We start from the raw sequence: 15814 nt of genomic DNA, 5'->3' as shown, positions 1-15814 counted from the left end.
TCCGGGTTGCTCAATAAAATCAAGTTGATAGGCACCTTGATATTTTTTTACTCGAAAGTTTCATGCTCACGTTTATTATCTCTTTCCTCACATTCTCTTTCTTTTGCAATTTCTTTTTGTATTTGAACAGCATATTTTTTTGCAAAATTAGCTACCTCACTATTTGAGTGATTAAAGAGGTCATCAAATAAGTAAGCTCTTTTTGCAACGATGTTTGCTCTAGAACCACTCCATGAGGTCGGCCATAGTGAATGCCACATATCCTCAAATAATTTGTCATATTCATTTATGTTTTCAATTATCCAGAGGACAAAAGGTCGCCATTCATGCTTTTCTGAATTTGCTTTTGTCTTAGATAGTGGGGCCGATTGAGTTAGGGTAGGCCAACGGTTTTCTAGATCACCTTTTAGCCATTGAATAATGACTGAATCATCTAAAAATGCTAGAGGACTTTGTCGTCTGGAACTTGTGAATGTATAAGATGTGACAATACCATCCTCATTCATGAACTTATTCAAGAACAACTCAGGTTGCAGCTTGGCCATTACACTAAAAAGCTTTTCAAACTCATATGAGTTTCGCCAATAGTCTTTAAATGCATTAACAATATTATCGAAGATGGCAATGGTGTAATTATCTGGTTGGTTGTTTAGACATGCCTTTGCAACTTCGGATAATCTGTAATCACCTATATGATCATGAGTATTTTTAACAAAAGAATATTGCGATAAAACTTTACGAGCAAAAGATAATAATGCCTTGGGATGCTCTCTTTTTTCTTCTTTATTACCGAAAATCCTCATATGGAGTATTTCAAGGCAGACAATATTTCCATTTTCTTTGGAGTTAATTTTTTCGAGTAAGTCTAATAAATTTGCATCATTAATCTTCTCATGTGCTCTCCCCCAAGCAAGCTGTTTGTATTGAAAAATATCCGCTTTGTTAAGATCTAAAGCTAGGTGAAGTCGAGTAAGTCCTTTTTCATCTAGAGGGAAAGCAATTTGGAACGTAGGAAACCATTCTCCTAACTCTTCATCAGTAACCATTTGTTCTAAAGCTTCGTCAAAAAATCTAGGTGAAGAGAGTCTACATCCACCTAAAAAACCAATTAAGAAGCGGATATGCCGCTTATCTTTAGGTAGCTCTGTATAACTCTTGTATAGTTTTTGCCAAACTTTATCTCGGGAATTGGTACTTTGTGCCAGCCCTTCAGCTAAAAAACCAACAGTATTTAAATCCGAACATAATAGTTCAGGTAATAACTCTGCGAATACGGTTTCATCACCACCGATTTGATTGCCTATATTTTCTATAAACTTACCGACGCGTTCAGTGCTAGCATCATATGATCTCACATCATCAAGAGAAGCATCTTCATTCGTATCAAAGTCAAAAAAATCAACATAGTTACCGCGTCGAGGATAAAGAAAAATCCGTGCTTGCTCTATAAGTGTTTTAGGTCTTAAGGCATTCTCGAATTCTATAAATTGTGATGTTTTTTCTTCATCGAACCTCTTTAGATCAAAGCGGCGGATTGACTGACTAGCTGACCAGCCTTGGGGCCATGGAGCGGATGCGTTAAGTTTTTTAGCTGCTTCTATTAAAAGAGTGCTCACACCAGCCATAAGCCACAGAGATCTTAATTGGGTTGCTAAGCATTTTCGGACCTCTGTAGATATAGCCATGCTAGGTTCAGAAAACTCTATGCATAAATTTATATAGTGTTCAAACCAGAGAAATACGTCTTTATTTGTTTTTGGCTGATACCCAAAATCTCTTGAATGAGCACCGAAACTGAATCCGTAGTGCGAACTAAAGTGCCCAGACTCTAAGGCAGCACTTAACAACTCAACCCCTAGGGTTTGTTCATCTTCATTACTTGATACTAAGAGGCTTCGAATTATTTTACTTCGCTCTTCTGCTAATGCATGTGTTCCAGACAGGTAAATGTAAAATAGTGATTTAAATAAATCTCTAATCGAATTATTATTTTCACCAGGTTTTTCAGTAAGTGCATATTTGCAGAGTAGTTCTGAGCAACGTTGAAAAAGCGAACGGTCATAAGCAATTAAACGAATTAATTTTGTAAAATCTCTACTGTGTTTATGCTCTCGATTTGTGAATTTGTAGCCGTTATCACCATGAGCAGCATGCTCAAAAAGTACTAGTGTTTTTTCTGGTGATACAGGAGCAATATTTTTGAGTATCTCAAGGCCTAATGGGTTTAGGTTGGTTATATGTTCACCTATCCAACCATCAGGTTCAAGCCAATCATTTACAATTTCTCGTGCTGTTTGACAATCATGTAAATAACCTAGACGTCGGCTAAAAGATTTGAGTAATCTTTCTGAACCACAAGTTAAAAAATAATGAGTAAGCGTGGCTTTAGGGATTTGAGATATTGCCTTTAAAGCTAACCTATTGGCGATTGCATGAGGTAACACTGCCCGCCACTTGCTGCGTGATTGAACTAAGTCTCGTTCTCTTAGAATAGTAACGGCTCTAAAAAGCTCATTGGGAGTTTTATTGAAGAATGAACCTAAAATAGCTAGTTCTGATTTTTCGGGTTCGGTGTCTTCCCCATCAAATGAATACACTAGAGATAAAGCATAAGCAGACGTCATTAAGTCATCATTCGGATAATTTCGTTGATGAAAAAGTCGTTCAAATAAAGCTTCTTGCTTTAATTCTGATATGTTTTCACTTTTTCCTACTGTATTCGCTATTGCGATCGCTATACGAGCATTACCCCCTGAAAAATTTGCAATACTTCTCGCATTAACTTGACCTATTTGAGGATAACGTTGTTCTATTAGATTTGATATGAGCTCATCGCTTGAAGGTTCAAGCCTAAAAACCGATGTTTCTTCCGGCAGGTGCTCCCTTACATCATATTCCACCGTTATGAGACTAAGCTTGCTTTCGGGGCGCTTACATATTTTTGTAAGCTTGTCATGAAGTTCTTTTGAACAATTATCTATAACCAGAATGGCATCATCGCACCTAGCTATAAGCTGTTCGGTAAATTGAATAGGTTCAGGAGTGGGCGAGTCTGAGATGTCTGTATAAAGCACATTTGCCTGATTAAGTGCATGTGCACCGATCCTTCTATCAAACAGCGCCTGAACTAGTCTTGTTTTTCCGACCCCAGATAGGCCGGTTAATCTTATAGATGAATGTGGATGAGAGAGCTTTTCTCGAAGATGGTTAAGCCCCTCTATTACGGATGAGTTATCGCTTTTGGATGATGTGCCATCATGAAGCCGTAAATTGCCATCAAATAAATATTCATCCTCAACACCATTGGGTGAGTTTGCCCAGTTACCGAATGGTTGCCAGCCCGAAAGTGGTTTTCCAATTTTGTTTCGTACCCACAAAATCAGTGCCGGGTGATTTCTCACCCAGCTGGCAACTCGGCTTCTATCATAGAAATCAATGAATAACTTATGTTTATCAGCTTCCCCCTCTAATGCTTCTAACATGGCTGCTTTACGGCTTCGTAATGTAGAATCTGTTGTGGAATCTCCTGAGCTGATAATTAAATATGCCCCTTCTTTTGTGATAAGAGACTTAATAACGTCTCTTAATCTTCCATCAGGTTTCATTTCTTTTAGAATTGCAGCTCTCGGCATTTTCGGCTTTTTAACCTGAATGCCGACAGGTGAGCGAGTTAGGTAACCATGTCGTGGAACAGTATTACTCTTAATGACAACATCAAGGCCTCCATCGCTGGCATCTTGATGACCGCCATACGTAATGCCCGAAGTAGATATATCCTCTAACCTATATTCCGCTTCACAGAGTAAACCGATTAAATTTCTTAAATCAGCATCATTAAGTGAGGCAATATCATCGCCAGTAATTTCAATTAAATTGTCCATCCTGCAGATTCGTTCCTATGTGTGCATGGTCGTTAAGGAGTATCTAGGATCAGAGTAAAAAATAGCCTTATTTTTTCACTGTTGGGACTCTCAGACAGAAAAATAGATGTTGTTCTTACTGAAGAGGTTTAACAACCTAGTCTCTTGAATTAGGTGGAATAATTATTTTGCTGTCTTCTGTTTTCTTAAATGCATGAAGGTTATTTAAATCGCTAATCAAAAATCTAACTGTCTCAATATGTTTTGATCTCTGTGATGTAATATGAAGTTTCGTAAAAGTTGCAATGTCTTTGAGTATTATGAAAAGTTCTATCACACCATAGCCTAAAACAAGAGCTATAAATACAGATTGAAAATATAACGTTAATATTACGATCCAACTGGCATTTGAATAGAATTCAAATAGAGAATGTATATTTTGACCAGCACTTATTGATAAAGCAGTTACGAGTGAACATAAAATGACAAAAAGTGTAAGAATTCTGGAGTTTGCATCCCTGTTATAAATGAAGCTAAAAAAGCGCTCTACAAAAGAATTATCATTAGAATACACAATAGCTAGTGTTAACATCTTTTCAATTCTTTTTGCAGCGTCTGAAAAGCCAGTCATTGAACAATCAAAATACTTTTCTAGTAAAAATACTTTTGCAGGCTTAATGCATTCAAAAGTATTTTTTAACTCGTTTGATAAATTTTCTACCAAACGCTTTTTTTGCCACTCCTGTATATTTACCCAAGACAGCACCATAGCAACTTCACTTAAAAAAGCTATAAGTGCCAAACGGTTAAAAACCGAGTCTGTATTTCTTGAAAGTACTTCATGAAGAAAACAAATTGTGTAAAGAACAAAAAGAAATGCGGTAAATAGCAATGTCCAAAAAGTAAACTTTTTATATAGCTGTAATCCACGAAATGATTTTACTTTTGTGTAGTAATCGTTTGCCAACTCATATAACTCTTCCATGCGTAATCTCAACATACCTGTTCAAGATAATGAAGAATAAAGTTTAGAATTAAATCTACTGTATTTCCATAAACATCTTTTAGAAAGGTACTTCCTATAGAACCAAGGGGTAGAGTCAATGGATCAGCCAACTTGATAATTAAACCAAAATAAAACCGCTGCCCCCCATTGATTCCACTTTTAAAGTATCCACTTTCCAATCGCCTTAATTTTGTTGCCAAATTTTATCGAGTCAGCTTTAAGGCTTTTCAGCTAACCAAGCTGAGCCAACATCAATTTATTTACCGCAGTTTATGCGGTGATTAGTCACATTATTCACCGCAGATAAATAGATACCCGCTCACAAAAGGCCCTTGGGAGTCAGAATAAAAAAGGCCAAACAAATCGAATTGTTTGGCCTTTTATGATGGATAGAAAAACGTTATCAGTGGGATTTCATGCGTTCAATCGTGGTGCTCAGTACTCGTTTGATTTTATCGGTGGCCCCGGTAAATGCTTGTTTGACAGAGGCAGCGTCATGGGTGACCACATTAGGTTGATGGCCTTCTATCCGAGCCTCAATCAGGCAGCGAATATCATCCGCTCCGCCTCGATTTTCACTGTTTTGATCACTTAGATGGACTTCGATGCGGGTGACATGTTCATCGAAGCGTTTGAGAGCGTGCTGTAATTCCTCACGAATTGAATCAGTGAGCGTGTCATCACCTGGAATATGACGATCGGTATTTACCTGAATTTGCATGTTATCTCCTTGAAAGGTGAATAAACCGCTTTTTATGACAATGTGAATTATTAAACAATTCCATGGTTATTTTTTTATATGACGATCACGTTGCTCTATTTCAAGCAACCATCCTTTAACCCAAAGCAAGTCATTGGTATGGTCAATATTGTTAGACTCGAATATTCATTCTTCAAAAATGTAGCTAAGTCTTAGCTTTCATTCAAAGGAGCACACTATGCAGCACATTTATAAATACAGCACCGCGATAAGTATTATGGCCCTCAGCCTGAGTGGCTGTGGCGATACGTCTAAAATTACTTCACAAGCGGATTTCGGACCTGATCCTGTGTTGGTCGCACCGGAATCATCGCTCATCCCCACTTTGAACATTGCCCCGGCTGAAGGTTGGTCAATTGATGGCAAACCTGTCGCTGCTGAAGGGCTGATGGTCAATCGATTTGCTGTGGATTTAGATCATCCCCGGTGGTTATATGTTTTGCCCAACGGCGATGTATTGGTCGCGGAGTCAAATGCACCGAAAAGTGAAAGTACAGATTGGAGTATTAAATCCTGGATTAAAGGCATGGTATTAGAAGATGCTGGTGCCGCCGTACCCAGTGCCGATAGAATTACCTTACTTCGTGACAACGATAATGATGGTGTGGCTGAAACACGGCATGTGTTTTTAGATAATCTGCATTCCCCCTTTGGTATGGAACTGATTGGCAATAACTTTTACGTCGCTAATGCTGATGAGATTGTGCGATTCCCTTATAAAGAAGGACAGACTCAAATCACCGCTAAGCCAGAGCATGTGACAGATTTACCGGGAGGACCGATTAACCACCATTGGACCAAGAATATTATTGCGAATAAAGATGGCACAAAGCTTTATGCCACTGTGGGTTCAAACAGTAATGTCGGTGAAAACGGCATGGAAGCAGAAGAAAACCGTGCAGCCATTCTGGAAGTGAACCTGCAAACCGGTGAAAAACGTATATTTTCCTCAGGTTTACGCAACCCTAATGGACTGGCTTGGCAGCCACAGACCGGCGAGCTTTGGACCACGGTCAATGAGCGCGATGAAATTGGGAGTGATCTGGTGCCGGATTACATGACCTCAGTGAAAGAGGGTGCTTTTTATGGCTGGCCTTATAGTTACTACGGACAACACGTAGATACCCGAGTGCAACCGCAACGGCCGGAGTTAGTGGAAAAAGCCATCAAACCCGATTATGCATTGGGCGCTCATACTGCATCATTGGGCCTGACGTTTTATGAAGCAGATTTGCTGGCAGAGAAATATCATCATGGCGCGTTTATTGGTCAGCACGGTTCGTGGAACAGAAAACCATTAAGCGGTTATAAAGTGATTTTTGTACCGTTTAAGAATGGTAAGCCTGATGGCCTTCCTCAGGAAATCCTAACCGGATTTGTCAATGAGGATGGTGATGCAAGAGGACGTCCGGTCGGTGTTGTGGTCGATAAAATGGGTGGCTTATTGGTCGCCGATGATGTCGGCAACACAATATGGCGTGTTAGCCCCCAATAACACTTACGTCACTCACTGCTTGTAGCATTTTATTGTCGGCTGAAGCACGGGTCAGGAAAGATCTGTGCTTTTTGCTGTCTTATCGTTTTAAGATAGCTATCATTAATCAATGAATATCTCGGGAGCGTTTTTCAACGATGAGAAAAAAGCCTATCTCTGTCTTTTTATTACTCACCATTGCGTCGGGTTCTATGCTCTATTCCGGGCTGAGTCAGGCGGATGAATCCGCAAGCAATACAACGGATTGTAAAAATGTGAGTGTGGATTATCTGGATAATCCCGCGTTGACCCGAGCAGAAAAACTGGCCCGTATGGAACAGGCGCTGAGTGATTCTCTCAATCGCTTTGAGTTATGTAATATCTCCATATCATCCAATTCATCCTCAGCTAATAGTGGTAATGGCTCAGGTGCAGGCGCTGGCTCCGGTTCAGGTGGCGGCGGTGCTGGTGACACCGGCAATGGAAGTTCAGCAGGTGGTGCCAGTGGTACCGAGTCAGTAGCCAGTGACATGATACAAGGGACAGAACAAGCGCCTTCTAACGAAGCTATGGCAGCGACATCAGATACACAAGAATCAACTGAATCGGGTTCAGGTAAGATATCTGCCTCAGGCAATGTCGCTGAGAATGGTAAGATTCCGGAAGATATTCCACCAGCGGATAATGATGATGCCATTGCTGCTCAGATCCGTGTCGCCGCCGAGGCAGAAACCGACCCAGAGATACGCAAAAAGCTCTGGGATGAATACAGAAAATATAAGGGTATGAACGTTGAACATTGATCGTTTTAGAAAACCATCCAAGTTTCTGGTCTACCTGCTGGTCATGCTGCATGTGCTGACAGGCTGTGCTACTACATCCGGATCAGGTGTGAATGTCGGACCGCGATCGTCTTCAAGCTTTAGTGAAGATATGTCGAAAACGGCTTACAGCGGCCCAAAAATGGACGTGGTTATTCCAGTGTTCTCACCCGGTCTTTCTGACAAAGCGGCCAATTATGAAAAAGAAGGTGTATGGCCGGAACTGCGTCGGGCTGAAGCAAATCGTTTCGCCTATAAACTTAAAAAAGCGCTCGATGATACTGGCAAGTTTGGTGCGGTTCGAGTCACACCTGATAAAACCGCTTCGGGTGATCTGTATGTTTTAGGCAATATTGTTGAGTCAAACGGCCTGGAAGTCGAGTTTGATATGCAAGTGGTCGATGCCAGTGGCAAACAGTGGCTGGATGACAATATCGACTACGAGGTGGGAGATGGCTTTTACAAAAACCCCAGAAATACCGATAAGGATCCTTATGATCCGGCATTTGATAAAGCAGCAGCTGATATCGTCAAAGCCTTACTGAAACAAAAACCATCGGACTTAAGCACCGTAAAACACATTGCTGATTTACGCTTCGGTGCCAGCTTTAACGATAAAGCCTTTGATGAATATATGGATACCAGCTCCACGCCAATTAAACTTAAAGGCATGCCGAGTGAAGCGGATCCGCTTTATGAACGGGTGAAAGCGATTCGCGTTAAAGAACAATTATTTGTTGATAACCTGCAACCTAACTACGCCGCTTTTTCACAGAAAATGAATGACAGTTATCTGACCTGGCAAAAAGCCAGTGCGACAGAACTGAAACTTCAACAAGAAGCACAGAATAAAAGTCTGATGAAAATTATTGGGGGGGCTTTATTAATCGCTGCGGCGGTGGCAGTGGGTTCAAATGGCAGCCGTTATGACAATAATTTGGGCAGGGATATGGTCACTATCGCCGGAGGGATTGGTGGTGCGGTGTTAATCACCAGTGGTATTACTTCGCGTGAAGAAGCCAAATTCCATCAGGATGCGATCAATGAGCTGGGCCAGTCACTGGATTTGGAAATGTCGCCTCAGGTGGTTGAGTTTGAAAATCAAAGCACCAAGTTGACCGGTAATATGGAACAACAGTTTCAGCAATGGCGTGCCTTTATGGCGCGTATGTATGAGCTTGAATCGACACCTGATAAAGCGCTTTAAACGCCGTCATGATCAACGAAGAAATACGCAGAGCCAAGCAGGCGAAACAACAGCGCCTGCTCATTGGCGTGATTATCGTGCTCTCACTTATTCTGGTGACAGGGCTGGTGTTGTTCAGCCTTAATAATGTTCGATTTAACAGTACACCATCGACTGAAGAAACACCGTCAGAGACACAAACCGCACCACAAAAAATCGAAGAACCAAAAAACGAAGAAGATATTGCTGCATTACGCCAAGCCTATCTGGATGCCTTTTCTCTTTATGAAAACACACTGAAACCGCAGCTGGAAAAAATCGATATTGATAGCTGGGATAAAACACTGGCCGAGACCATAAAAAACCAGGAAAAAACCGCGGTTGATACCTTTGGCACCGGGCAATATGCTAAAGCGAAACAAGCCATTGATACGCTGACGCAAACCGCTGAGAAAACACTGGCTGACAGCGAAGCGGCTTTTGAAAAAGCCATGCAGGAGGCGCAAAAGGCGTATGACAATTATGATTATCAAACCGCCCGTCTGGCGATAGATAACGCGCTGATTCACAAGGCAGATTCAGCAGATGCTCAGGCCTTGGCCAAAAAAATAGAAAACATCCCGCAAATAGTCGAGCTGAATGAAGCGATTCGTGTCGCTAAAAATGAAAACAATCCGAATAAAGAGCTGTCTCTGATTGAAGAATTACTGAAAATCGAACCCGATCGAGAAGAGATGAAACAGCGCGCCCAGGTGCTGCGCACGCAGCTGGCCGAGTCACGCTTTAACCAAGCCATATCTCAGGCGTATCAAGCCATTGAACAGCAGCAGGTTGAAAAAGCCAGACAGGCACTGAGCCAGGCAGAAAAAATTTACCCCTCCCGACCTGAAAATAAAGAAGTGAGAGCGGCGCTGGCTCAACTGGAGTCACAGTTGCGTTTCAATCAGCATATTGCCGCCGCTGACAAAGCACAGAAAGCCGATAACTGGGAAGTCACTAAACAGGAGTTAAGCGCCGCCCTAAAAGAACGGCCGGCCAATAAAGACCTTATCGACCGCTTAAATCAGGCAAAACGTATTGTGGAGATTGCTCAAAACATCGAGGGTTTATTACAAAATCCATACCGATTGAGTAATCCTGCCATTAAAGCAAGCGCCGATATTAATGTGATTCAGGCTGAGTCGTTCAGCCAGATGAGTCCGTCACTTGCTCAATCTGCCCAGCTGCTTAAATCAACCATAAACGCAGTTAATACCCCGGTGAACGTGAATGTGATTTCCGATGGTAAAACCTTTGTGTCCGTTCGCGGTGTAGGAAAAGTAGGTGAAACGACAGGTAAAACTATTCAGCTCAAACCCGGCACCTATAGCTTTGAAGGCAAACGTGAGGGTTATCGCTCCAAGTTGATTGAGGTGCAGATCCCTTTGAACCGTAGCGATTATCAAGTCACCGTGATTGCCGATGAGCGAATTTAATCAGGCCATTGAGGCTGCTAAACGTCGGCAGCGGCGTATGCTGTTATGGCTCAGCCTCGGTTTTATCGTTGTTGCCTGCATTGTTTTTACGACACTCATTGCTTCACGAGCTACGCCCATTCATGTCTTGCCAGAAACCATCAGCACTGAGGCGAAGCTGAGCACCAACAGTGGCATCGCTCTGATACTGGATCATCATTTATATAGTTTGTCTGACACCGCTGAGGTAGAAGCCTCTGCGCCTGGCTACCAAACAGCAACACAGCTGATTTCTCAATCCGGCTTTGGCAAAGTGACACAAATCACCTTGCAGCCCTTACCTGCTGAAGTCATATTGAAAACCGGGTTGGAAGACAATAAAACCCGCTGGTATATCAATGACAAACTCACCACAGTGGCCAATACGTTTGAACAATCATTTGAGAATGGTGACTACACCATCAAGGCCAGTCATCCTTTTTATGAGCCTGTTACCCGGCAATACAGCTTAGCGCCCGCGCAGAAGATTGAAGAAACAATTAATTTAACCCCCATCATGGGTGAGTTATCACTGAGCAGCACACCCGCTCAGGCAGATGTTTCTATCGATGGAAAAGCACAGGGGCAAACGCCTTTAACCTTATCCCTGCCCGGCGGCCCACATCAGCTCGACATCACTAAATCGGGTTTTGAGACCATCACTGATTCTGTCGAAATCAATCAGACAAGCACACAGATAAACAGGCAATATCGACTGCAGGCAGAGCGTGCAAAGTTCAATCTCACCGCGTTACCTGAGGGCGGCACACTGACCGTCAATGGTATTGATACGCCGTTACAAAATGTCATCAAAGTGGACGCCAATCAAAACAACGTAGTGACGTATAAAAAACCAGGCTATTTCTCCCAGTCCAAGCGCGTTAATCTTAAGCAGGGTGAAACTAGCGAACTGCAGTTCAACTTAGAAAAAGAAATGGGCAAGGTGGTGATAGAGTCCACGCCCCAAGCGAATATCACCATTAATAATAAGCCTGTTGGACACACGCCAATAACCTTATCGCTGGATGCGCTGCCACAGACTATCAACTTTAGTCTGGACGGCTACCGAGCTGAGACTCGCACGATAACACCGACAGCAAAATCGACCAGCAGCGTCTCAGTGAATTTACTGACTGAAAAACAAGCCCGGCTGCAAGAAGCCTCCAGAAGCTATAATACCCGTGCCGGCGGCGAGATGATGTTATTCACACCAAACGACACCATTATTATGGGCGCTGAACGCAGTGAGCCAGGACAACGGGCCAATGAGTTTATCCGCAAAGTCACCATCAACCGCCCGTTTTACGCTGGGGTGCATGAAGTGACGAATGCTGCCTATGCCCAATTTGATAAAAGCCACAAAGCGGATCCGAACTTGCCGGTCACATCCGTTACCTGGTTAGATGCTGTACGTTACGCCAACTGGTTGAGTCAGCTGGAAGGCCTAACAGTGGTGTATAACATCAATGGTAATCAGGTCACGCAAATCAATGATCAAGCTGATGGTTATCGCTTACTGACCGAGGCCGAGTGGGAATGGTTAGCCAGAAAAGCCGGCCGCCCGGTTCAAACACTGTTTGTCTGGGGTAATGACAAAACCATTCCCCCTAAAGCAGTGAATATAGCGGATGAATCAGCTAAAGGCTCGGTGACACATTATGTGCCACGTTATAACGACGGTTATGCTGGCATGGCACCGGTGATGTCGATGAACAGAGAGTTATCAGGTTTATTTGATTTGGGCGGCAATGTCAGTGAATGGACACATGATAATTACTCACTTACTGTACCTAAACCGGGGCTTGTTTATACTCAGACGCTGGATAAATCAGCCGGTGATGAGCATGTTGTGAAAGGCGCTAACTGGCGTTCAGGCACACTCTCAGAATTAAGGGCGTCGTATCGGGATGGCGCCAGTCAGGGCCGCGATGACTTAGGTTTCCGGCTGGGACGTTATGTTTACGGAGGTCATTAATATGGCAACACTTAAAAAATCGTTGGTGATTGTATTATCCATTGCCCTGTTTCTGCTGGCATTGATGATGGTGAAAAATGTTTATGCCGGCAAACCTATTATTAGTTTGAACTCTCCTGTTTCATTTCCCGTGGATATCTAAACCATGAAAGATATGCTGAAAAGTTTTGCGGCATTACTGATTTCTATCGTTGTCGTGCATTTGTTTTACATTGGTTATGTTCGCCCAGAAGCAGCACAACTGATTGAGTTTGCCGTCAGTCAGGGACAAACTGCACCGCGCGATATTGCCGTGATTATCAAAGATTACGAGCAGGAAATCTGTTTTATTCTGATGTTGTGGGGCTGTTATCTGATCCTCAGTGCCTACCGAAATATTCTCAAAACCAAGTATTTGTTCAGCGTGGATCTGATTAAAGATGCCCATTCACAAGCTGAGGATACTGATGCAAAACATACTCTGGATGTGAATGCGATTATTCATCGGCTGGATACTGAAATCCCAGCGGACTGTATGCAATCACCGCTGGTGCGGACTTTACGCTCTTCTCTGTGGCGCTACAGCTCAACCAATAATGTGCAAAACCTGTCGGATGCGATCGAAAGCAACCTGGAAGCGTTAGCCGTCAAACAAGATTCTGAAAATACCATGATTCGTTATTTGATCTGGGCGATTCCTTCGATTGGTTTTATCGGTACCGTTCGTGGTATCGGTCAGGCTTTATCTCAGGCGGATGAAGCATTGGCAGGCGATATTTCTGGTATGACAGACAGTCTCGGTATCGCTTTTAACTCCACCTTAGTCGCCTTACTGATCAGTATCTTTTTAATGTTTTTATTCCATCAGTTACAACGCCTGCAAGACAGCCAAATCGTCGATACGCAGGATTATTGTGATAAGTTTTTGCTTCGTCGCATTCGGTGATTTTCGTTGGCCCGTAAAAACCGACAAGCTGAAGGATTAAACCTCGCCTTTCTGGATATTATGTCCTGCGGTTTGGGCGCGGTGATTCTGGTTTTTATGCTGGTTAAACAGAATATTGAGTCATCGCCCTCAGAAACGGAGAACCTGAAAAAAGATATCAGCAGTCTGGAACAAGCGCGTGATGACGCCCAGAAAGGCTTGGATGAACTCACCTCGCAACTGAAAAAAGAGAATATCGACCTGGCTGCTTTAAGCCAGAGCCTGCAACAACAGCGTGCCGATCTCAACGATAAAAGCAGTGAAATTCAAACAGCACAGTCCAATCTCGACCAACTCAAGAAAAGTATTACCGAGATCAAAGTGCCGAAAAAAGAAGACCTGGTCGAAACACAGCAGGTTAATGAAGAAAACTATCTGCTCGGTCTGAAAATGGAAGGCAGTAAGATTGCGATCCTAGTCGATGTCAGCGCCTCGATGACCAATGAAAAACTACTCGATATTATTAAAACCAAAAGCAGTTCTGATCAGACAAAAGTCTCAGCCGCTAAATGGCAACGCACCAAGCGCGTGGTCGCTTGGCTATTAGCACGTGCGCCGAAAAACAGTCAGATTGCCGTTGTCGCCTTTAGTGAAGATGCTAAGCAGTTAGGCGGCACCGGCTGGATGCCTGCCAGCAGTGCCAGCGTGTCCGGCATTATGAGCAGTTTGAATCAAGTTATTCCTACCGGCGCAACGAATCTGCAGAAAGGTTTAAGCACCGTTAACAAACTATCACCCAGCGATATCTATGTCATCACCGATGGTTTGCCTACCAAAGGCGAATCCAACTATAAAAGTCTGAATCCATTTTCTGGCTGTAGCTCTTTGACCAGTAATGCCAAAACCATTTCCGGTGAATGTCGAAAACGGCTGTTTCGCCAGACCATTAACGAAAGCGGTCTGACCCAGGCGAAAAAGAATGTGATCTTGCTGCCACTGGAAGGTGATCCTGAAGCGGCTTATGAATATTGGGCCTGGGCCTCCAGTTCGGATGGTTTATTAATCAGCCCGGCGAGTAACTGGCCATGAGACGTCGCGATAAAGGTATCGACATTTTCAGCCTGTCATTTCTGGACATTATTTCCTGCGGCTTTGGTGCGGTGGTGATGTTGATTCTGATCTCCAAAACCGACGTCGATGTCGCTCCCACTGCTGGCACAGAAGATGTCAGTGCGATGCTCTCGCAGTTAGTCACACTGCAAAATTCTGTCAGCCAGATTCAACAGGAAATGAATCAAAAACTTGAGGTTCTTTCGTCAATTTCTGAGCAAAAACAATCTACCGCTGCTGCCTCAAAAGCACTGCAGCAGCAACTAAAAGCATTAAATCAAAAACAAGCCGCCACGGCAGAAAGCATTGCTGGACTGGGTTTAGTGGAAGAGCGCTTAAAACAAGCCTCATTAAAAACACCGCAAAAGCCCAATAAAACCCGCGATGAAGATGTCGGCGGGATTCCAGTTGATAGTGACTATGTGGTGTTTATCGTCGATACCTCAGGCAGTATGAAAAACATCTGGGGCAAAGTGTCTCAGGAAATCGTCAATGTGCTGAATATTCATCCTCAAGTGAAAGGTTTTCAAATCCTTAATGATATGGGGCAATCACTGATTTCCGGCTACGATGGTCAATGGATGCCGGACACGCCGGCCAGACGAAAAAGCGTGATCGAATTGTTTAAAAAGTGGAATGCGGTCTCTAACTCCAGTCCGGTAGAAGGCTTAACCGCTGCGTTAAGAAAATATGCCAAGGCCAATATCACCACATCCATTTATGTGTTTGGTGATGATTACACCGGCTCCAGTTACGACCCGGTCATTGATGCCATTACTCAGCAAAACAAAAAGCTGCCCTCAGGCAGACGGTTGGCAAAAATTCATGCCATTGGTTTTATTTCACCCGGTACAACCGATCGTTTCAGTGTGCTCATGCGTGAAATGACCAAACAAAATGATGGCACGTTTATCGCCCTGCCACGTTGATGATTGAGTCAAAGCAATCAACGCTTTGTAGAGCGCTAGTTTCGCCTTAATGGCGAGTCAGGGAGATGCTTGTTTATTTTAAATGTAGGTTGGGTTGAACCTGTGAAACCCAACAAATGTTTTCTAGCTCAAGTTAGAGCATTGCCTCAAACACTATTCTATTTTTCACTTCACACGCTGCCGCTGGGGCGTTCATTTAATTGGATTTCGTTCTTCATCTTAAGCTGCTAGCTTTTTTAAAATCTAGTTTCGCCTCAATAGCGAGTCAGGGAAATGCTTGCCCATTTCCCTAACAA

General features: G+C 43.1%; 12 protein-coding genes. 9 read left to right on the top strand and 3 right to left on the bottom strand.

From position 1 onward, the window contains the following. Positions 1 to 47: 47 nt before the first annotated feature. The 3 genes from QQL60_RS13830 to QQL60_RS13820 form a co-directional block, all read right to left on the bottom strand. Entirely contained in the window at positions 48 to 3881 is a 3834-nt protein-coding gene (locus QQL60_RS13830) for a hypothetical protein (protein ID WP_284723652.1), read from the bottom strand. A 136-nt stretch (positions 3882 to 4017) separates the two neighbouring features. Beyond that, positions 4018 to 4845, bottom strand: a complete 828-nt coding sequence (locus tag QQL60_RS13825; RefSeq protein ID WP_284723651.1) for a hypothetical protein — start codon at positions 4843 to 4845, stop codon at positions 4018 to 4020. 424 nt (positions 4846 to 5269) lie between these two features. Continuing rightward, complete coding sequence (locus QQL60_RS13820) at positions 5270 to 5587, bottom strand: HPF/RaiA family ribosome-associated protein (protein WP_284450833.1); 318 nt, start codon at positions 5585 to 5587, stop codon at positions 5270 to 5272. Between the two features lie 217 nt (positions 5588 to 5804). On the opposite strand from QQL60_RS13820, the gene QQL60_RS13815 reads away from it, so the two are divergent. From QQL60_RS13815 to QQL60_RS13775, 9 genes are all read left to right on the top strand, one after another. Further along, positions 5805 to 7121 (top strand): PQQ-dependent sugar dehydrogenase, encoded by a 1317-nt coding sequence (locus tag QQL60_RS13815; protein ID WP_284723650.1) that lies wholly within the window; start codon positions 5805 to 5807, stop codon positions 7119 to 7121. 137 nt (positions 7122 to 7258) lie between these two features. After that, positions 7259 to 7903: a hypothetical protein gene (locus QQL60_RS13810; RefSeq protein WP_284450831.1), complete on the top strand. Its 645-nt coding sequence runs from the start codon at positions 7259 to 7261 to the stop codon at positions 7901 to 7903. After that, positions 7893 to 9128, top strand: coding sequence for a hypothetical protein (locus tag QQL60_RS13805; RefSeq protein ID WP_284723649.1), 1236 nt, complete (start codon positions 7893 to 7895; stop codon positions 9126 to 9128). Before QQL60_RS13810 ends, QQL60_RS13805 begins: the two co-directional genes overlap by 11 nt. Positions 9129 to 9136: 8 nt before the next feature. Continuing rightward, a complete protein-coding gene (locus QQL60_RS13800; protein ID WP_284723648.1) occupies positions 9137 to 10582 on the top strand; it encodes a coiled-coil domain-containing protein in 1446 nt (481 codons plus the stop codon). Beyond that, positions 10569 to 12575, top strand: a complete 2007-nt coding sequence (locus QQL60_RS13795; protein ID WP_284723647.1) for a PEGA domain-containing protein — start codon at positions 10569 to 10571, stop codon at positions 12573 to 12575. The genes QQL60_RS13800 and QQL60_RS13795 overlap by 14 nt, the downstream gene beginning before the upstream one ends. A 1-nt stretch (position 12576) precedes the next feature. Continuing rightward, positions 12577 to 12717: a hypothetical protein gene (locus QQL60_RS13790; RefSeq protein ID WP_007144349.1), complete on the top strand. Its 141-nt coding sequence runs from the start codon at positions 12577 to 12579 to the stop codon at positions 12715 to 12717. Between the two features lie 3 nt (positions 12718 to 12720). Beyond that, the gene (locus QQL60_RS13785) at positions 12721 to 13500 is read left to right on the top strand and encodes a MotA/TolQ/ExbB proton channel family protein (protein WP_284723646.1); all 780 of its coding nucleotides are present in this window, start codon (positions 12721 to 12723) and stop codon (positions 13498 to 13500) included. 6 nt (positions 13501 to 13506) lie between these two features. After that, complete coding sequence (locus QQL60_RS13780) at positions 13507 to 14568, top strand: VWA domain-containing protein (RefSeq protein ID WP_284723645.1); 1062 nt, start codon at positions 13507 to 13509, stop codon at positions 14566 to 14568. Then, the gene (locus tag QQL60_RS13775; protein ID WP_284723644.1) at positions 14565 to 15518 is read left to right on the top strand and encodes a coiled-coil domain-containing protein; all 954 of its coding nucleotides are present in this window, start codon (positions 14565 to 14567) and stop codon (positions 15516 to 15518) included. Before QQL60_RS13780 ends, QQL60_RS13775 begins: the two co-directional genes overlap by 4 nt. Positions 15519 to 15814: the final 296 nt, after the last annotated feature.

The sequence above is a fragment of the Methylophaga thalassica genome (genome assembly GCF_030159795.1).
Lineage (GTDB): Bacteria > Pseudomonadota > Gammaproteobacteria > Nitrosococcales > Methylophagaceae > Methylophaga > Methylophaga thalassica.
Note: the sequence above shows the minus strand (reverse complement) of the source record. Positions and strands in the feature narration are given on the sequence as shown.